Here is an 18,938-nt window from a genome sequence, read left to right on the forward strand (position 1 = left end):
CCATGGCCGCGTGACTTCACCGGGGCCCGCCGAACTGCCGAGGTTCGACCCCACGATGCCCTCCCACGCCCGGGTGGTCGATCGCTTCGCCGGTGGCAAGGACAACTTCGCGCCGGATCGCGAGCTCGCCCGGCTCGCCCTGGAGATCGCACCGGAGATTCCGCTGCTGTTCCAGGAGGCCCGCAAGTTCGCCGACCGTGCCGCCCGGTTCCTGGTCGAGGCTGGAGTCCGGCAGTTCATCGACGTCGGGTGCGGCATGCCCACCCCCGACAGCCTGCACCACGTGCTCCGACCGGTCGCCCCCGACGCGAAGGTCGCCTACGTCGACCACGACCCCGTCGTGGTGGCACACGGACGGGCGTGCGTCGACATCGACGGCCCCGTCCGCTTCGTCCAGGCCGACGCCCGCGACCCCGACCGGATGCTCGACCACCCCGACCTCACCCGGATCATCGACCTGGACGCCCCGGTCGCGATCCTGCTCCAGTCACTGCTCGCCGACTTCGCCGATGACGACCTCGCCACCGCGATGGTCCGGCGGATCGTCGAGCGCCTGCCGTCCGGCCACGGATACCTGCTGATCACCCACGCGATCTGCGACATCCGGCCCGAGGCCACCGCCGCGCTCGCCCGGCTCTACGCGGAGCGCGGGATGGTCGACGGTCACCGTGAGAGGGCCCGCTCCTGGAAGGAGGTGGAGCACTTCATGGACGGCCTCCGGCCCGTGCCGCCCGGCGTGGTCCCCCTCCCCGACTGGCGGCCCGACCCCGGCGAGCCCACCATCGACACCTCCGCCTTCTGGGTCGTCGGCGGGATCGGCCGGAAACCCTGAGGCGAGAACCTCAGGTCGACGCGCACGCGGTGACCGGCACCCGGCGCGGGCCGGGCCGGGTGAACGGCTGGATCAGGTGGGCGATGTCCCCGGCGCCGTCGAGGCCGGAGATCCCCTGCAACCGGCGTAGCGCGATCCCCTCGCGCAGTGCCCAGGGGCAGAGGTCGAAGGCCGGCACGCCCAGCTCGACCATGACGGCCTCGGCCACCGCCGCGCCCGCGACGATCTGCCGGGACCGGGGGGCCGAGACGCCCCGCAGCCGGGCGCGCCGGGCCGCCTCCATGGTGGCGAGGTCGCGGCCGCAGGTGCGGAGCGCGGACAGTTCCAGCCGCCGGGGGGCGTGCCCCTGGCGTGCGCCGGCCAGGATCGCCAGTTGCTCGAAGGTCCTGGAGGCGGCGACCGGCCGTGCCGCCCGGCGGTCGGCCGGCGGCGGCAGTTCGGCCAGCACTTCGGCGAAATGGTCGCGGACCCGGCGGCGCAGCCGCTTCACCCGCTTGCGGCCGGGCGGGTCGTCCGGCAGGTGCTCGCGGGTCAGCCGGCCCGCCCCCAGCGGCAGCGACAGGGCCACCTGCGGGTCCGTCCCGTCGCCGTAGGCGATCTCCAGCGAGCCGCCGCCGATGTCGGCCAGCAGGATCGGCCCCGCCGACCAGCCGAACCAGGCGCGGGCCGCCCGGAAGGTCAGCCGGGCCTCGGTCGCGCCGCTCAGGAACCCCAGCCGCACGCCGCCGGCCGCCGTGACGTGCTCCACGACCTCGGTCGCGTTGGCGGCGTCGCGCACCGCCGAGGTGGCGTAGGCGATCAGTTCGGCCGCCCCCGCGTCCCGGGCGGCGTCCGCCGCCCGGGCGACCGCCCGGGCCAGCCGGCGCACCGCCGCCCGCTCGATCTCTCCGCCGGGGCCGGTGGCCTCGGCCAGCCGGACGGGGTACTTGACCCGGTGCACCGGGGTGGGCGGGCGCCCCGGCAGCAGGTCGGTGACAAGAAGCTGCGTCGAACGGGATCCGACGTCCAACACCCCTGCGCGCATGGCGCCGCTTTACCCCGGCTTGACTCCCACCACACACCCGGGCCCCTGGCCTGCGGCCGCTCAGAACAGCGCCGGCCGGCCCTGCCGGTCAGGACGCCGCCGGGGCCAGCCGGCGCTGCTCCAACTCGACGATCTGGCGGGCCAGGGACTGCTCGGAGATGTCCACGGCGTCGGGCGTGGAGTCGGCGAGGTCGCTGCGCCGGGCGTAGTCGTCGAAGAGCCGAGCCTTGGTGTGCAGGATCTCCAGCATCCGCTGGTCCACGCTGTCGGCCGCCAGCAGCCGGTGTACCTGGACCTTGCGGACCTGGCCCATCCGGTGGGCGCGGGCGACGGCCTGGCTCTCCATGGTCGGCTTGATCTGCGGCTCGCACAGGATCACCACCGAGGCGGCCTGGAGGTTGAGGCCGACCCCGCCCGCCTGGATCTGGGCGAGCAGGACCGCGTGGCCCGGGGCGGCGGCGAACTCGTCCACCACTTCCTGGCGGCGTTCGGCGGCCACGTCACCGGAGATCGGCCCGAAGGCGCGCGGGCCGAGGGCGCCGTGGACGGCGGCCAGCACGTCGCGGAAGTAGGAGAAGACCACGACCTTGAGGTCGTTGTCGGCGGCCTCGGCGACGAGTTCCCGCAGCCGCTTGAGCTTGGCCGACCGGGCGGGGTCGGCGTAGGCGGCGCGGCGCATGGCCATGAAGTTCCCCTCGGCCACCGCCGCGCGGTAGGCGGCGAGGTCGGTCCGGCCGAACTCCTCCCACTCGTCCACCTGGACCAGGTCGGGTAGTTCGGTGAGCACGTCCTGCTGGTTGCGGCGCAGGTAGACGGGGGCGACGGCCTTGCGGAACACCTGGGGGCCGGCGGCGAGGCCGGCCTGCCGCAGCTGCGGGACCAGGCCGGGCTGGAGGTGGGCGACGAGGTTGTTGAACTCCTCGACCCGGTTCTCCATCGGCGTCCCGGTGAGGAACAGCACCCGGTCGGTGCGCGCGCACCAGGCGGCGACGGCCTGGGACCGGCGGGTCGTGGGGTTCTTGACGTAGTGGGCCTCGTCCACCACGAGCATCCCGAGCCGGACGTCGCCGGGGATGGTCATCCGGTACAGGGAGTCGATGGTCGTCACCGCGACGTCGCCGGCGCGGATCCACTCGGCGAGCGCCTCCGCCCGGTCCCGGCCGTGCACGGGGTAGACCGCGAGCGTGCTGTGCCGGGCGATCTCCCGGGTCCAGTTGATCAGCACGCTGGCCGGGCAGGCCACCAGGAAGTGCGTGCGCCCCTCGGCCTTGAGGTGCGCCAGGGCGGCGATGGCCTGGACGGTTTTGCCCAGCCCCATCTCGTCGCCGAGGATCACCCGGTGCCGGGCGAGGGCGAAGCGGGCGCCGAACGACTGGTAGCCGCGTAGCGAGACCCGGCGGTGGGCGTCGTCCAGCGGCTGGGCGTTGACCTGGTCGGCCAGGTCGCCGGGGAGGAAGCCCTCGGCGGCGGCGCGGTCGGGTTCCAGGCCGGCGATCTCGGTGAGCAGGTTGTGGTACTCGGCCGAGCGCAGTTCGAAGTCGACCCACGCCTCGATCTCCGAGACGGGCGGGCGCAGCAGGTCCGCGGTGGCCTGGGCGACCAGCAGCGGTGTCTGCTGCGTCTCGGCGTCGGCGAGGACCCGCTCGACCTGGGCGGCGGCGTCCTGGGCGTGCCGCCGGCGTGCCGCGCCGGCGATCAGCATCCGCAGCCGCCCGCTCGCCGGGCGCGCGGCGGGTAGCGCCGCGGCCAGTTCCCGGTCGATCGCCGCCGCGGCGGTGATCGACCGGGGCAGTTCGGGGCCGGCGTCCACCAGCCGGTGCAGCGCGATCAGCAGGGCCGTGGTGTCGGGGTCGCGCTGCTCGACGTCGATCCGCACCGAGATGGTCTCGGCCACCGCCCGGGTGAGCTGTGCGGCGGCGGCGTGCACCTGCCGGGCGGTCTGCGCGCCGATCCCGGGGAGCAGTTGCAGCTGGTAAGGGGTGGTCTCCAGGATCTGGCCCACCGTGGAGTAGCCGGCCTGCTCCAACAGCCCCAGCCGCAGCCGGCCACCGGTCACGTCCTTGAGCCGCTCCAGCGGTACGTCGCCGAGCGCGCCGCGCGCCTCCCCGGCCCGCAGCCGGGAGATGACCTCTCCGACCGCGGACCGCGCCCGGGCGTGGTCGGACAGCAGCGTGCGGGCCGCGCCGAGCAGGCGTTCCCCGTCCGCGAGCAGGGACCTGACCGCTCTGGGCGGCAGGTCGTTCCGTGTCGTCTCCACCAAGCGCTGCACTCTTTCCGCGGCGGTTCCGGGGACATGATTCCATCACCATCCCGTGGAAACGGTCATTTCTCCAAGGTGACCGTGCGCGACCGGCCGGCCACCGGGACCGCTCCTTGTGGACACCATGAGCAGCGATCCCGTCACCGGTTTCTGGCACGCCTTTTCGTGGACGCCATAGGGTTGTTATCTCCAACTAGGTGTTGTTATCGTCACCATAGCCATCGAGTTGGATATTCCAACCCACTAGGAATGTCCAACCCCCGGAACGCCGTCATCCCTTTTCGGAATGTGTCGTGGGCAGCCGAAAACCGAGCGATCGGAAGTGAAAATGAGTCAGATCGGGACTCTGGCCGACCCCCTGGACATATTGGGGCGTCTGCTGGCCTTCGACGGGAAACAGAACCCCTATCCGCTGTACGAGGAGATGCGCGCGCACGGCCCGCTGGCCGACCTGGACGGCGCCCACTTCTTCGTCACCGGTTACACCGAATGCGCGCGGGCGCTGCGCGAACCGGACCTGCTGTCCACCGACGCCGCCGTCCAGGACCTCAGGCTGCCCGGCTGGCGCGAGCACTCCTCCTGGCGCTGGCTCACCAAGAACATGCTGTTCTCCAACGACCCCGACCACGAGCGGCTGCGCCGCTTCTTCGGCACCGCGTTCTCCGCCCGCAGCGTCGCCGGGCTGCGGCCCATGGTGGAACGGCTCGCCGACGACGCCGTGGAGCACGTCGCCGGGCTCGGCGCGGACGGCGCGGTCGTCGACCTGGTCCCGGAATTCTCCTACCGCTTCGCGACGTCCGTCATCGGGGAACTGCTCGGCATCCCGCCGGAGCGGCAGCCGGGGCTGCGCGGGATCATCGGCGACATCACCACCGCCCTCGACCCGATCGGCGACCTCCGCCAGCTCGAACCGGGCGACGCCGCCATGGACCGGCTAGCCGAGTACTTCTACGAGCTCGTCGCCCGCCGCCGGGCGGACCCCGGGCCGGACCTGACCAGCTCCTTCATCCGCGCCCGCGACGAGAGCGACGACATCACCGACGAGGATCTCGTCGCCAACCTGATGCTGCTGCTCGTCGCCGCCGCCGAGGCACCGCAGGACCTGCTGAGCAACACGGTGCGGCTGGCCATCGAACACCCCGAGCACGCGGCCCGGCTCCGGGCGGACCAGGGGACGGCCCCGGGCTTCGTCGACGAGACCCTGCGCTACGACCCGGCGGTGCAGGCGCTGAACCGGGTGGCGGCGCGGGACCTGGAGTTCTTCGGCGCCACCGTGCGCGCCGGTGTCCCGGTGACGCTGCTCATCGCCGCGGGCAACCGCGACCCGCGCCGGTTCGCCGACCCCGGCCGCTTCGACCCGGCCCGGACCGACAACCAGCCGCTCACGCTGAGCGCCGGGGCGCACTACTGCCTGGGCGCCGCGCTGGCCCGGATGTCCGCCGAGACCGTCGTGCCGAAGCTGCTGCGCCGGCTGCCCGGGCTGGCGCTCGCCGAGCCGCCCACCTTCCGCGACCAGCTCGTCCAGCGCGGCCACGACCGGCTGCCGGTCACCACGGGTTGAAAGGAGAAAGCCCCTATGTCCGACTCCACCGATGAGCTCAGCGACGCCCGGCTCGCAGCCTCCCTGGACGGCGACTTCCACAGCCGGTACGCCGAGGTCAACGGGATCCGGCTGCACTACGTGATCGGCGGGGCGGGCGAGCCGCTGGTCCTGCTGCCCGGCTGGCCCGAGACCTGGTGGGAGTACCGCAAGGTCATGCCGGCCCTGGCGACCCGGTACCGGGTGATCGTCGTCGACATCCGCGGGATGGGCGGCTCGGACAAGCCCGACTCGGGCTTCGAGAAGAAGTCGATGGCCGGGGACGTCCGCGAGCTGGTCCGCCGGCTCGGGTACGAGAAGGTCGACATCGCCGGGCACGGCATCGGCGCCATGATCGCGTTCAGCTACGCCGCCGTCCACCCGGAGGCGACCCGGCGGCTCGCGGTGCTGAACACCACGCACATCGACGAGAGCTACTACGAGTTCCCCATGCTGCCGCGCCCCGGCGACCCGCCCCCGCACCGCTGGTGGCTGGCCTTCCAGCAGGTCCAGGAGCTGCCCGTGCAGCTCCTCACCGGGCGGGCCAGGCTCATCATCGACTACATGTTCGGCCTCAGCCTGGTGGACCCGGACGCGATCACCCCCTTCGACCGGGACGTCTACGCCCGGGCGTACTCCCCCGCCGAGGCGATCCGGGCCAGCCAGGGCTGGTTCCAGGCCTACCAGCAGGACATCGAGGACTTCCTCGGCTACGACAAGATCTCCGTGCCGATGCTGGGGCTGGCCTACGGCCCCTTCTTCGACTACATGAAGCAGGTGCTGCCCGGCCAGGGCACCGACGTGCGGATGGCCGAGATCGAGGGCACCCGCAACTACCTGGTCGAGGAGCAACCCGAGGCCGTCGTCCGGGAGTTCTTCGCGTTCTTCACCTGAGCGAACGGAGCAGGGGCCGCCCCGCGGGGCGGCCCCTGCCCTTTACCTCACAGCGGCGACATCACGAAGTCCTCCTTGCTGACGCCGCACTCGGGGCAGGCCCAGTCGTCGGGGATCTCGTCCCAGGAGGTGCCGGGCGCGATGCCCTCCTCCGGCAGCCCCTGGTCCTCGTAGTAGACGAAACCGCAGACCAGGCACATCCAGGCCCGTCCCTTGACGGCGGTCTCGGCGGTCATCGCGCCTTCTCCTCGTCCTTGATGCCGTGCCCGCTGACGAACGCCGAGATCAGCTCCTTGACCTCGGGCGCCATCAGGATCCCGATATGGCCGGTGCCCGGCGCCCGCTCCAGCCGCACGTCGCGCAGCCCGGCCGCCACCGCCTCCGCCTCGGCGAACGGCACCACGTCGTCGCCCGGGTCGTGGACGGCCAGCACCGGGCAGTCGAGGTCACCGCCCAGCCCCACCACGTCCCAGTGGCTCACCGGCACCCCGTTACGCCGGTGCAGCTCGCGGTAGATCCGCCGCACGGTCGGCCGGGCCAGCCGCAGCTCGCCGCGCGACCAGCGTTCGAGCACCCCGGTGAGAGTGCAGGCCGGCGCGACCAGGGCGAGGCAGTCGATCGGCGCGGCGGGGCGGGCGGCGACCGCCCCGACGGACGCGATCGAACCGAGCGAGTGCGCCACGATCACCCGGACGTCGCCGAGCGTGTCGAGGACCGCGCCCACCGCCCGGGTGAACTGGGTCATCGTCGCCTGGGAACCCTCGGCCACCCCGTGCCCGGGAGCGTCGAAGGCGGCCACCCGGTAGCCGAGCGCGCGCAGCGGCGGGATCAGGCTGTGCATGCTGCTGCTGTCGGTGCCCCAGCCGTGCACCAGCAGGGCGGTCGGCCCGCCCTCGCCCCACAGGTACCCGCCGCGCACGTCCGGGTCGCCCTCGACCGGGAACCCGCGCGAGCCCAGCGGGGGCAGGTCGTCGGGGTACACGCCGAGGGCGCGGGTGGTGCTGAAGGCGTCGGTCGCGCGCCGCCCGGCGAATCCGGGCGCCAGGCGGCCGAGCGCGGCGTAGCCGGACCGCCGCAGCGCGACCGGCGTCACGGAGCGGTCCCCACGGCCTGCCGTTCCCGCTGCTCGGGGGCGACCTGCTGCCGGCCGAAGTCGGCGTAGAAGCCGGACTCGGTGTCGTAGAAGTGCAGCCGGCGGACGATCCGCCACAGGTGCCGCGCCTTCAGGTCCTGCTCCCGCACCATGCCCGGGTAGGCGGCCTTCAGCGCCTCCTGGGCCTTGGGCAGGTTGTAGAACGGGACGGGCGGCGCGACGTGGTGCGCGGTGTGCACCGAGATGTTGTGGGTGAGGAACAGCAGCCACCGGGGGTAGCGGTAGTCGGTGGTCAGCAGCAGCCGGCCGGCGTTCTTCGTCCAGTGCTCGGACGTCAGGTAGGGGACGTCGGAGGCGCTGTGGTGCATCAGCGTGGTGGCGCTGAACCACGCGTGGATGGCGAACCAGGGTGCCACGAAGTACAGCAGCAGCCCGGTGAACCCGGTGAAGTAGATCAGCGGCGGGAAGTACAGCGCGGACGCCACCAGCACGAACACGATCGAGCGCCGCACGTCGCGCCGCATCTCCCGCTTCGGGAAGAACCCCGGCCGGAAACCCGACACCCGCCAGTAGTTGATCGTGCCCGCCCAGAACGCGACGGTCCGGGTACCGGCATAGATCACCTTGTCCCACCACGGCATGCGGTCGTACAGCGCCGCCGGGATCGGTCGCCAGTCGGTGTCCAGCTCCAGATTGTTGGTGTGGGTGTGGTGCAGGTTGTGCACGTGCCGCCAGGCATGGAACGGATAGATCAGCGGCAGCAGTGACACGTGCCCGACGAGGGAGTTGAACTTCCGCGACCGCGAGAACGAGCCGTGCCCGCAGTCGTGCGCGATGCAGTGCAGGCCCCAGCCGCCCAGGCCCGCCACCACCCACAGCGGCAGGTACAGCGCCCAGTGCGGGGCGGCGGCGATGCCGGCCAGCGCCCCCAGGTACAGGGCCCAGCTCACGGCGAAACCGAGCAGCCCGCGCCACACCCGCGGCGTGAAGTACTCGCGGGGGATCGCCTGCGCCAGCCGCTCCCCCTTGATCTCCTCGGACTTGCGCATGAACTCGGCGAAATTCTCGTCTGGAGCGGCGGGAAAACGGTAGGTCGCCATGGTTTCCGTCCTCGGTTATGAATGGCCGGCGAGACCGAGTTCTTTGGCCAGGTATCCGCTCAGGTCGTCCACCGTCTGGTACTCGTACAGCAGCCCGGGGGAAAGGCGCCGCTCCACGATTTTCTCCAGCGATCCGGAGACCTGGACGGCGACCCGGGAATCGAGGCCGTACGCCTCGAACGTCTTCTTGGTGTCGATGTTCTCGGGAGATTCGCCGACCCGTTCCGCCAGGTGCTCGATCAGCCAGCGGCGGATCGACTCCGCGGTGCGCGGCCCCTCGAATTCGACTTTCTTCTTGCGTCTGAACATCGGGTTCCCGTTCTCGTCGGTCAGTTGGTTCCGGGTTCGGCCGCGGGGCGTTTGCGGGCCCGGCGGGCGGCGATGGCGGCGGCGTCCGGCTGGCGCAGGTTCCACACCACCCGCAGCCGGCCGAGCCCGGTCAGCACCCAGCCGCTGAGGTCGGGCTCCCACGGGCGGACGGCGTGCCGGTAGGAGCCGGGGAAGGCGTGGTGGTTGTTCTGCAGGCCCTCGCCGAAAGTGAAGATCGCCACCGGCCAGTTGTTGGCGCTGCGGTCGCCGTTGTCGAAGGGCCGGCCGCCGATCATGTGGCTGAGCGAGCCGACGCACCAAGCCGCCTGGTTGGCCAGGAACATCCGGGCCAGCCCGCCGAACAGGAAGCCGGTGAGCAGCGCCATGGGCGTCCGCTCCACCGCGAAGCCGATCAGCGCGGGCAGCGCCAGGCCGAGCAGCAGCCACAGCTGGTAGGTGCGGTGGTAGAAGAACAGCCGGCGGTCGCGCAGCACGTCCGGCGCCCAGAAGCGCCAGCTCGAACTCTCGTCGCTGAGCATCCACGGCATGTGCGCCCACCACAGGCCGCGCAGCCTGGCGCCCAGGCCGTCGCCGGAGAGGTTAGGCGAGTGCGGGTCGCCCTCCCGGTCGCTGAAGCGGTGGTGCCGGCGGTGCGTGGTGACCCAGTACATGATCGGGCCCTGGCCGCCCATCGAGCCGCTGATCATGAGGGCGCCCTCGAAGAACCGCGAGGTGCGGAACGACTTGTGCGCGAGATAGCGGTGGAAGCCGATGGTGATGCCGGCCATGTGGACGAAGTACATCCCCGCGAAGAGCCACAGGTCGGTCGCGGTGTACCAGCCGTTCCAGAGGAAGATCGCGGCCGCGACGGTGCCCAGACCGGGCAGCGTCATGGTCGCGAACGCGGTGATCCATTTGATCCGGGCGCTCGCCGGGTCGAGCTTGACGATCGATCCTTCCGGCGGCGCGGAAATCGTTGCCGTGGACACGGTGGACTGGCCTCCCTACTTCTTCGCTCGGCGATAGCGCACGTCGGACGCCAGCCCGACAAGGTCGAGGGTGCGGATGAACATTCCGGTGACGTCGATCTGCCAGAAGGAGTGCCGGTTGGTGGCGAGCGCGGGCTGCGAGTGGTGGTTGTTGTGCCAGGAGCCGCCCACGGACAGCGGCGCGAGCGGGGCGACGTTGCGGCTGTTGTCGCGGGTCCGGTAGGGCCGGTTGCCCAGCGTGTGGCCGATCGAGTTGACGCTCCAGGTGACCTGGTCGAGCAGGAAGATCCGGGCCAGCCCGCCCCACAGGAACCCGCCGGCCGCACCTTCGGCACCGCCCAGCAGCCCGCCGATCGCGGCGGGGATCGCCAGGCCCAGCAGGACCCAGCCGAAGTAGTACTGGTTGACCTTCATGACCAGGCGGTCCCGGACCAGGTCCGACACGTGCCTGGTCCACCCGGCGCGGCGGATGGTGAACAGCCAGCCGGCGTGCCCGTGCCAGAGGCCGCGCAGCCTGCCCCGCAGCCCGGGGCCGAGCGGGCGGGGCGAGTGCGGGTCGCCGTCCCGGTCGGTGCAGGCGTGGTGCTGGCGGTGGACGGCCACCCAGAACAGGATCGGTCCCTGCGCCGCCATGCTCCCGGTGACCCCCAGGAACGCGGTCACCGCCGGGCCCGCGGTGAACGAGCGGTGCGAGAAGAAGCGGTGCAGCCCGCCCTCCACCCCGAGCGCCGTCACCAGGTACATGCCGGCGAGCAGGGCCAGGTCGCGGAGGGTGAACCCGTAGCGGAGGGAGAACGCCAGCGCGGCCACGAAGCCGAGCGCGGGCAGTCCCACGGTGACGTAGGCCATCCGGCGGGCCAGGACGTCGGTGTCGCCGCCGTGTACCGGTGCGGCCTCAAGGGGTCGGGTCATCGTGGCCTCCGGTCACGGCGTGTTCTCGTCAGTGGCCGGGGCGAACCGTTTGAGCGTTCCCTGGACGAACGCCTGCCGGGTGGCGTCCCGGCGCACCTTCCCGCTGGTGGTGGTGAAGATCGTGCCGACCGGGCCGAGGTGGACCGCGGCCGGCCGGACGCCGTGGTCGGCGGTCACCGCGGCCAGCACGAGGTCGCGGGCCGCGGCCACCTCGGCCGCGGTGCGCCGCCTGATCCCGTGGAACTCGGCGACGACGACCAGCGACTCGGTGGTGGCGTCGCGCAGCGAGAACGCCGCCGCCTGGCGCAGTTCGGCGCCCGCCGCCAGCACCGACCGCTCGATGTCCTGCGGGTAGAGGTTGCGGCCGGCGATGACGATCAGGTCCTTGATCCGGCCGGTGACGAACAGTTCCCCGTCCCGCAGGAAACCCAGGTCCCCGGTGCGCAGGTAGGTCGGGGGGCGCTCGCCCGCGACGGGTGCGGAGCAGGCGCCGGTGGAGAGCAGGGCGGTGAACGTCTCGGCGCTCGGCTCCGGCCGGCCGAGGTAGCCGGCGGCGACGTTCGGGCCGCCCACCCAGATCTCGCCCACCCCGTCGGGCGGCACCCGGCGCCGCGCGTCCGGGTCGGCGATGGCGACCTCGTGTCCCGCGGCCACCGCACCGCAGCTCACGATCTCGACGGCGTCCTCGCCGCCGGGCTCGGCGTCCCGGACGACCCCCTTCTCCAGCGCCGGCCGGTCCAGCCACATGGTCCGGACCGGGGCGCCGGCGGCCTTGCCGGACACGAACAGCGTCGCCTCGGCGAGGCCGTAGCAGGGGACGAGCGCCGCCGGGTCGTACCCGCGGGGGGCGAACCGCTCGGCGAAGCGCTCGACGGTGGCGGGGAACACCGGTTCGGCGCCGCAGTACACCTGCCGCAGCGAGCCCAGGTCCAGGGTCGCCAGTTCCTCGTCGGTGACGGTGTCGACGCACAGGTCGAACGCGAAGTTGGGACCGACCGAGATGGTGACCCGGTTGTCGGTGATCGCTCTGAGCCAGCGGTACGGCTGCTGGACGAAGTCCACCGGCGACATCAGCACCAGCGGCCAGCCGCTGTGCAGGGCGAGCATGATCGTGCCCATCAGGCCCATGTCGTGGTAGGGCGGTAGCCACGAGCAGCCGACGCGGTCCGCCTCGACGCCCATGTTGTGTTCCAGGACATGGCAGTTGCTGACCAGGTTGGCGTGGGTGAGCACGATGCCCTTGGGGTCGCCGGTGGAGCCCGAGGTGTACTGCAGCAGAGCCGGGTCCGCCGGTTCCGGGAGGATGCCGGGTGCCGTGCCCGCCCGCCGGAAGAACTCCTCGTCGAGCGACAGCCAGTCCGGGGCCCGCATCCCGGGCGGTGGTTCGGCGGCCGGTGCCGCGCCGGTGCCCGCGAAGCGCGGGTGCGCGATGACCGCGTCCGGCCGGCAGTCCTCGATGATCGAGGCGAAGCGGGCCTTGGCCCGGCGGCCGAAGGGCGGGAAAGACGGTACGGCGGTGGCGCCCGCCAGGAAGATGCCGAACAGCGCCGCGACGTAATACGGGCCGGGGTCGAGGGCGAGGACCACCCGCCGTCCGGTGAGCCCGCGATCTCTTAATTCGGCACCGACGGTGGCGGCGTGTTCGGCCACGTCGTGGTAGGTCCAGTCCACGATTTCGGTGGCCGAACCGTCAGGTGAAAAACCTTCGAGGAAACGGAATGCGAGCCGTCGTGGCTGCCGTGCCCGCTCATGCAGAATCTCGGGCAACGAGGTCGTGGGCCATTTGCTGTGGTGTTCCACGGACACTACACAGGTCCCCTTTTTGAAATTGTTAACCTTATGCTTCAGGTGTACTTCGAGCCTATTTCGGCCTCACGCTGAACGGGCCACCCGCAACTGCCGGGCGGATCCCAGGTGCGCGCCGTCCGGCCCCCAGGCGTCGATCTCCTCCTCGTTCCAGCCGTCCGGCCCGGCGGCCCGGGTGCGAGCCCGCAGCAGCACCCAGGGTGATGCCGCCGTCGCCAGTGCGTCGCCCGGCCGCACGGTGAACTCGACGGTCGGGACCAGCACCAGATCCGAGAGGACCGCCGCGTAGGCGGGCGCCAGCGCGTCCATCAGCAGGATGAACCTGAGCAGGTCCGGTGGCCGGTCGTCCTCGACCAGGCGGATCCAGGCGGTCAGTTCCGGCTCCTTGCCGCCTGCGTAGGGGCGGTTCGGCCCGACCGGCCTGATCTGCATGTACACGGAGATGGGCACGAACTCCGGGGGGATGGCGAAGAGCTCGCACTCCTCCGGCGGCGGGGCCGCCGGGGGTTCGGGCGCGAAGACCGGCCAGCCCCCGGACGGGGCGGTGCCGTAGATCGCGGTCGCCTCGGCGTGCACCCCCTTCTCCGTCGTGGCCTGGGCGGACAGGCCGGTGATCGTGCGCCCGGTGCGGGCGACGGCCGCCTCGACGGCGAACGCGCCGCCGACCGGGCGATGGAACCTGCCGGTGACGCTGTGCAGCCGGGCGCCGGGCGCCCGCTCCGACATCGCCGCGACCATCAGCGCGAGGAGCAGGCCGCCGTGCAGCCCGCCGAAGCCCCCGAGGTGCGGCCCCGGATCAAGGGGACCGTCGATCGGAGTGTCCAAAAGGGCGGCCGGCGAAACCGACCCTTCGACTGCCGTCACGAGACACTTACCCCCTGCCGGACGATCTCGTAAATACCACTCGGCCGAGTGGGTTGGAACATGCGACTGACTATAAGGAGAGCAATTCAGATGCGCAAGACCGCTAGGTGTCGAGCAACGGAAAAGCGGGTGTGATTGCGGTTCCCCAGACACAACCCGGCAGTTCGCTGTATCGCTGAACAAGCAGGATCATGAATCGTTGTGACACCAGCCACAGGAAATACGAAACGGCATCTTCGCGTCGCGTCCCGTGACTTTCAGTCGGCGGGCAGGGCGCCCCGGCCGGTGGGCGAGTGCAGGCCCTTGCGCGCGGGCTCGCCGCAGTGCCGGCAGATGAGCGCCGGCTCCAGGACCTCGTCGCAGGAGTGCCGCAGCCGCAGCGGCGGGTCGTCGGGGTTGAGGTGCCGGTCACCCCACTTCATCAGGGTCAGCAGCACGTCGCACAACTCCCAGCCCGCGGCGGTCAGGTGGTACTCGTACCGCAGCGCGTGGTGGCTGTAGCGCTCGCGCCGGATGATGCCCGCGGTCTCCAGCTTCCGCAGCCGGTTGGTGAGGATGTCACGGGACGCCCCGATGTTGCGGACCAGCCGTTCGAACCGGCGGACCCCGTGACTCAGCTCGCGGACGACGAGCAGCGTCCACCGCTCGCCCACCAGGTCGAGCACATCGGCGATGGAACACTCCCGGGGCGCCACGGTGTCAGGCATGGGCCCATCCTAGGCAAGTTAGTTGTGATTTCAAACGCTCTGGCGGGGGTGCGGGGGCGGCCGCACCCCCGCCGGAGCCGGTTCCCGGCGAGGGCGGGCTCGCCGGGAACTCCTCAGAGGCGCTCGATGATGGTGGCGTTGGCCAGACCACCCGCCTCGCACATGGTCTGCAGCCCGTACCGGGCGCCGCGGTCCTCCAGGTTGTGCAGCAGGGTGGTCATGAGGCGGGCCCCGCTGCCGCCCAGCGGGTGGCCGATGGAGATCGCGCCACCCCGCACGTTGACCCTGTCGAGATCGGCGCCGGTCTCCCGCTGCCAGGCCAGCACCACCGAGGCGAACGCCTCGTTGACCTCGAACAGGTCGATGTCGCCGAGGCTCAGCCCGCCCTTGGCCAGCACCTTCTGGGTGGCGGGCACGACGGCGGTGAGCATCAGCAGCGGGTCGTCCCCGGCCACCGCGAACGCGTGGAACCTGGCCCGCGGGCGCAGTCCCAGCCGTGCGGCGGTGTCGATGCCCATGATCAGCAGCGCCGCGGCGCCGTCGTTGATCGGCGAGGAGTTGCCCGCCGTGACATGCCAGCCGATCTCGGGGAACCGCTCCGCCACCCGCGGGTCGTGGAAGGCCGGCCGGAGCCCCGCCAGGGCCTCGGCCGAGGTGCCGGCGCGCACGGTCTCGTCCCGCTGCCCGGCCCAGGCGACCTCCCGGTCGAACTCGCCGCGGTCCCAGGCGGTGGCGGCGCGCCGGTGCGACTCCAGGGCGAACGCGTCCTGTTCCTCCCGGTCGATCTTCCAGCGGGCCGCGATCAGCTCGGCGCTGATCCCCTGGCCGACCAGCCCCTCCGGGTAGCGCGCGGCCAGCAGCGACCCGAACGGGTCGCTGCCCGGCAGCACGCTCGACCCCATCGGCACCCGCGACATCGACTCCACGCCGCAGGCGATCGCCACGTCGTAGGCCCCGCTGATCACGCCCTGCGCCGCGATGTGCACGGCCTGCTGGGACGAGCCGCACTGCCGGTCGACGGTCATGGCCGGGACGCTCTCGGGGAATCCCGCGGCCAGCACCGCGTTGCGGGTGATGTTGATCGCCTGCTCCCCCACCTGGGTCACGCAGCCGCCGATGACGTCGTCCACCAGCGCGGGGTCGATCCCGGTCCGGTCCACCAGTGCGCGGAGCGTCCGGGCCAGCAGGTCCACGGGGTGCTCCTCGTGCAGCGCCCCCGTCGGCTTGCCCTTGCCGACCGGTGTGCGCACCGCTTCAACGATCACTGCTTCCCGCATGGCGTCCTCCTTGAATGGGAACTTGATGGGAAAAGGCAACTCACTGGTCGGACCGTTCGGGCTGCGGCGCCCGTCCGGCGCGGCCGACGAAGACACAGAGCGCGGCGGCGGCGACGGCGGCCGCGAGGGTGGCCAGCCAGCCGGCGTCAAAGGCGGACGCCAGCTCGTCCGAGCCGCCCATGGCGACGACGAGCAGCGCGACACCGAGCACCATGCCGATCTGCCGGGCCATGGTGACCACGCCCGAGCCGGTCGAGAAGCTCTGCGGCGGCACCGCAGAGACGGCCGCGCCGATCAGCGTGGGGAGGGTCAGCCCCACCCCGACGCCGGTGAGCAGCATGCCGGGCAGCATCCCCGTGACGTAGCCGCCGCCGGGCTCCATCAGCGCGTACCACCAGGCGATGCCGGCGGCGAACGTCAGGCTGCCGACAAAGGCGATCGGCCCCGCGCCCCACCGCCGGATGTAGGAGCCGGAGGTCATGGCCAGCGCGGGCACCATGAGCGGGCCGGGCGCGATCGCCAGCCCGGTCTGCAGCGGGGACCAGTCCCAGACCTGCTGGCACCAGAGCGCGACCGACAGCAGCATCCCGGCGAACGCCACCGAGAACAGGATGTTGGCGAGCGTCGCCGGGGCGAAGGCCGGCAGCCGCAGCATCGACAGCGGCAGCACCGGAGCCTCGTGCCGCGCCGACCGCAGGACGAACCCGGCCAGCAGCACCAGGGCGACCGCCAGCGAGCCCAGCGTCCCGGCCGACAGCCAACCCCAGTCCTCGCTGCGGACCAGCCCGAGGGCCAGCGCGGCGATCGCGACGGTGAGCATGGCCGCGCCGAACAGGTCCGGCCGGGGCAGGTCCCGGGCCGGCACCCGGGGCAGCACCCGCCAGCCGACCACCAGCGCGGCGATCCCGATCGGCACGTTGACCAGGAAGGCCCAGTGCCAGTCGATCCCGGTGAGCAGCCCGCCGAACACCGGGCCGAGCGCGACGGCCAGGCCGCTGATCGCCGTCCAGGCGCGCACCATGGACATCCGGCGCTCGGGCGGGGACGCGGCCAGCAGCAGGCCCAACGACGAGGGGAGCAGCAGGGCCGCGCCGAACGCCTGCACGACCCGGGCCGCGACCAGCGACCAGACGTCCGGTGCGAGCGCGCACGCCGCGGAGGCCGCCGTGAAGACCACGATGCCGGACAGGTACACGCCGCGCGCGCCGACCCGGTCGGCGAAGTTGCCCGCGGGCACCAGCAGCGCGGCGAACACCACCGCGTAGGCGTTGAGCACCCATGACAGCGACGCGAGCGAGGCGTCGGGGAAGTACCGGCCGATCTCGGGCAGGGCCACGTTGACGATGAAGACGTCGAGGTTGGACATCGACACCCCGGCGGCGACGACAGCGAAGACGACGCCGAGCCGTGGCCGGGCCGCGGTGGACCCGGTCTCGGCGGTGGCCTGGGCCTGGGGACTGCTCACGCTTCCCTCCAGTAAGTTGGACTATCCAACTGACATGTTGCGGCGACCCTAGCAATCCCGAATCCGGTTCGACAACCACCTGTCCGGCGCCGAACAGGCACCAGCCGGGACGAAGCGGGCACCGAACTCCCTGATCAACCACGCCGCGGGGTGATTTCCCCCGGGCGGCCGGGGAGGAGTGATGTGCCTAACGTCGCAGGAGGTGATCGTCTCGTGGTCGGCCGTCGATGGTTCTTGCCCGCCCTCGCCGGGGCGGCGGGCTGGGCGCTGCTGGTGCGCCCCCGCCTGCTGCGCTGGGGCGCGACCCGCGCGGAGGCGGCGCGCCGCTACCCCGGGGACGACCTGCTGGGTCCGCCCGACGGCCGGTCGACCATGGCCGCGACCCTGCCCGCGCCGCCCGAGGCGGTGTGGCCCTGGCTGGTGCAACTGGGCTGCGGGCGGGCCGGATGGTACAGCTGGGACCGGCTCGACAACGGAGGGCGGCCCAGCGCCGAGCGGATCGTCCCCGAATGGCAGGACCTGGCGGTGGGCGACCGGCTGGACTCGGTGCCCAGCGGCGCCACCTGGTTCACCGTCGCGCTGCTGGATCCCTCCCGGACCCTGGTGCTGCGGACCGACCTGGAGCTGCCGTCCGGCCGGGTCTTCGATCCGCGCGGCCCGTGGCCGCACGACTACACCGCCGACGTGTGGGGCTTCCACCTGCACCCGCTGCCGGACGGGCGGACCCGGCTCGTCGTCCGCACCTTGGGCCGGGGCCGCCCCCGGTGGGCCGCGCGGGTGTCGAACATCCTGATCGGCGAGCCCGCCCACCTCGTCATGCAACTCCGCCAGTTCCAGAACCTGCGCCGGCGGCTGGAACGCCCCGCCGGGCGTGCCAGGGAAATCGCCGAGCCGGCCGCGGCGCAGGGCGCCTGACCGGCCGTGGAGGCGAGCATGACCGATGACCGTCCGATCGTGGTGGGCACCGACGGCTCCGAGACGTCCCGCCGGGCCGTGGAGTGGGCCGCCGACGACGCCGCGCTGCGGAACCGCCCCCTGGTGATCGTGTACGCCGTGGAGCAGTGGACCTACGGCGCCGCGGGACTCGCCCTGCCCGAGACCGCGGAGGCGCTGGAGCGCGAGGGGCGCCGGATCCTGGCCAACGCCCGGGACCTGGCCACGGCCCGGCGGCCCGGCGTGCCGGTGACCACCGAGCTGGTGTTCGAGGCGCCCGTGGCGGCGCTGCGCGCGTACTCGGAGCGGGCGTTCGAGATCGTGCTGGGCCACCGCGGCCTGGGCGGGTTCACCAGCCTGCTGCTGGGCTCGGTCGGGCTGGGCGTCGCCGGGCACTGCGGCGGCCCCGTGGTGATCGTCCGCGACGAGCAGCCGCCGCCCCAGGGCCGGATCGTGGCCGGCGTCGACCTGTCCGACGACTCCGCCGCCGCCCTGGCCTACGCCTTCGAGACCGCCGCCGGCCGGGGCGCGGCGCTGCGGGTCGTGTACGCGTGGCGGCTGCCGCCCACGCTGCTGCAGTCCGGGTACACGATCGACGTCGAGGACGTCGAAGCGACCGTGCGCCGCGAACTCGGCAAGGTCTGCGTGCCCTGGCGCGAGCGCCACCCCGGGGTCGAAGTCGTCGAGGAGATCGCCCACGACCACCCGGTCCGGGTGCTGACCGAGGCGTCTTCGCAGGCCGACCTGGTCGTGGTGGGCGCCCGCCGGCGCACCGGCCTGCACGCCGTGCGGCTCGGCTCGGTCAGCCACGGGCTCGTCCACCACGCCCACTGCCCGGTCGCCGTCGTCCGCCCGGTGGCCGGCGGAATTCCCGGGGAGAGCCGGACCGGCTGA

At 72.4% G+C, this 18,938-nt stretch carries 18 protein-coding genes; 5 read left to right on the plus strand and 13 right to left on the minus strand.

Features of this window, described 5'->3' with window-relative positions:
• Positions 1-10 precede the first annotated feature (10 nt).
• Positions 11-832, plus strand: a complete 822-nt coding sequence (locus tag DPM19_RS26485) for an SAM-dependent methyltransferase (RefSeq protein WP_158566900.1) — start codon at positions 11-13, stop codon at positions 830-832.
• Between the two features lie 10 nt (positions 833-842).
• On the opposite strand, the gene DPM19_RS26490 is transcribed toward DPM19_RS26485, so the two are convergent.
• Both DPM19_RS26490 and DPM19_RS26495 read right to left on the minus strand, forming a co-directional pair.
• Positions 843-1,856, minus strand: coding sequence for a Ppx/GppA phosphatase family protein (locus tag DPM19_RS26490; RefSeq protein ID WP_111870755.1), 1,014 nt, complete (start codon positions 1,854-1,856; stop codon positions 843-845).
• A gap of 88 nt (positions 1,857-1,944) precedes the next feature.
• A complete protein-coding gene (locus DPM19_RS26495) occupies positions 1,945-4,113 on the minus strand; it encodes a DEAD/DEAH box helicase (RefSeq protein WP_233510765.1) in 2,169 nt (722 codons plus the stop codon).
• Positions 4,114-4,444: 331 nt separating this feature from the next.
• On the opposite strand from DPM19_RS26495, the gene DPM19_RS26500 reads away from it, so the two are divergent.
• Together DPM19_RS26500 and DPM19_RS26505 are read left to right on the plus strand one after the other, a co-directional pair.
• The gene (locus DPM19_RS26500) at positions 4,445-5,677 is read left to right on the plus strand and encodes a cytochrome P450 (RefSeq protein ID WP_111870756.1); all 1,233 of its coding nucleotides are present in this window, start codon (positions 4,445-4,447) and stop codon (positions 5,675-5,677) included.
• A 15-nt stretch (positions 5,678-5,692) separates the two neighbouring features.
• Positions 5,693-6,589, plus strand: a complete 897-nt coding sequence (locus DPM19_RS26505; protein ID WP_111870757.1) for an alpha/beta fold hydrolase — start codon at positions 5,693-5,695, stop codon at positions 6,587-6,589.
• Between the two features lie 47 nt (positions 6,590-6,636).
• On the opposite strand, the gene DPM19_RS26510 is transcribed toward DPM19_RS26505, so the two are convergent.
• The 11 genes from DPM19_RS26510 to DPM19_RS26560 all read right to left on the minus strand — a co-directional run bounded on the left by DPM19_RS26510 (position 6,637) and on the right by DPM19_RS26560 (position 17,111).
• Complete coding sequence (locus DPM19_RS26510; RefSeq protein ID WP_111870758.1) at positions 6,637-6,825, minus strand: rubredoxin; 189 nt, start codon at positions 6,823-6,825, stop codon at positions 6,637-6,639.
• Complete coding sequence (locus DPM19_RS26515; protein ID WP_111870759.1) at positions 6,822-7,682, minus strand: alpha/beta fold hydrolase; 861 nt, start codon at positions 7,680-7,682, stop codon at positions 6,822-6,824. The genes DPM19_RS26510 and DPM19_RS26515 overlap by 4 nt, the downstream gene beginning before the upstream one ends.
• Complete coding sequence (locus DPM19_RS26520) at positions 7,679-8,782, minus strand: fatty acid desaturase (protein WP_111870760.1); 1,104 nt, start codon at positions 8,780-8,782, stop codon at positions 7,679-7,681. The genes DPM19_RS26515 and DPM19_RS26520 overlap by 4 nt, the downstream gene beginning before the upstream one ends.
• A gap of 15 nt (positions 8,783-8,797) precedes the next feature.
• Positions 8,798-9,091 carry an acyl carrier protein gene (locus DPM19_RS26525; protein WP_111870761.1) on the minus strand — a complete coding sequence of 98 codons (294 nt, stop codon included), beginning with the start codon at positions 9,089-9,091 and terminating at the stop codon, positions 8,798-8,800.
• 20 nt (positions 9,092-9,111) lie between these two features.
• Positions 9,112-10,080, minus strand: a complete 969-nt coding sequence (locus DPM19_RS26530; protein WP_199485293.1) for an acyl-CoA desaturase — start codon at positions 10,078-10,080, stop codon at positions 9,112-9,114.
• 15 nt (positions 10,081-10,095) lie between these two features.
• A complete protein-coding gene (locus tag DPM19_RS26535) occupies positions 10,096-10,992 on the minus strand; it encodes an acyl-CoA desaturase (protein ID WP_199485294.1) in 897 nt (298 codons plus the stop codon).
• 12 nt (positions 10,993-11,004) lie between these two features.
• Positions 11,005-12,798, minus strand: coding sequence for a fatty acyl-AMP ligase (locus tag DPM19_RS26540; RefSeq protein ID WP_325050287.1), 1,794 nt, complete (start codon positions 12,796-12,798; stop codon positions 11,005-11,007).
• Positions 12,799-12,864: 66 nt separating this feature from the next.
• Positions 12,865-13,623, minus strand: a complete 759-nt coding sequence (locus DPM19_RS26545) for a thioesterase family protein (protein ID WP_199485296.1) — start codon at positions 13,621-13,623, stop codon at positions 12,865-12,867.
• 296 nt (positions 13,624-13,919) lie between these two features.
• Positions 13,920-14,369 (minus strand): winged helix-turn-helix transcriptional regulator, encoded by a 450-nt coding sequence (locus DPM19_RS26550; RefSeq protein WP_111870762.1) that lies wholly within the window; start codon positions 14,367-14,369, stop codon positions 13,920-13,922.
• A gap of 113 nt (positions 14,370-14,482) precedes the next feature.
• Positions 14,483-15,646, minus strand: coding sequence for a thiolase family protein (locus DPM19_RS26555; protein WP_111870763.1), 1,164 nt, complete (start codon positions 15,644-15,646; stop codon positions 14,483-14,485).
• A 40-nt stretch (positions 15,647-15,686) separates the two neighbouring features.
• Entirely contained in the window at positions 15,687-17,111 is a 1,425-nt protein-coding gene (locus DPM19_RS26560; RefSeq protein WP_233510766.1) for an MFS transporter, read from the minus strand.
• A 213-nt stretch (positions 17,112-17,324) separates the two neighbouring features.
• On the opposite strand from DPM19_RS26560, the gene DPM19_RS26565 reads away from it, so the two are divergent.
• Both DPM19_RS26565 and DPM19_RS26570 read left to right on the plus strand, forming a co-directional pair.
• A complete protein-coding gene (locus tag DPM19_RS26565; RefSeq protein ID WP_111870764.1) occupies positions 17,325-18,026 on the plus strand; it encodes a hypothetical protein in 702 nt (233 codons plus the stop codon).
• 18 nt (positions 18,027-18,044) lie between these two features.
• The gene (locus DPM19_RS26570) at positions 18,045-18,938 is read left to right on the plus strand and encodes a universal stress protein (protein WP_111870765.1); all 894 of its coding nucleotides are present in this window, start codon (positions 18,045-18,047) and stop codon (positions 18,936-18,938) included.

It is taken from the genome of Actinomadura craniellae, assembly GCF_003289645.1.
GTDB classification, from domain to species: domain Bacteria; phylum Actinomycetota; class Actinomycetes; order Streptosporangiales; family Streptosporangiaceae; genus Actinomadura_D; species Actinomadura_D craniellae.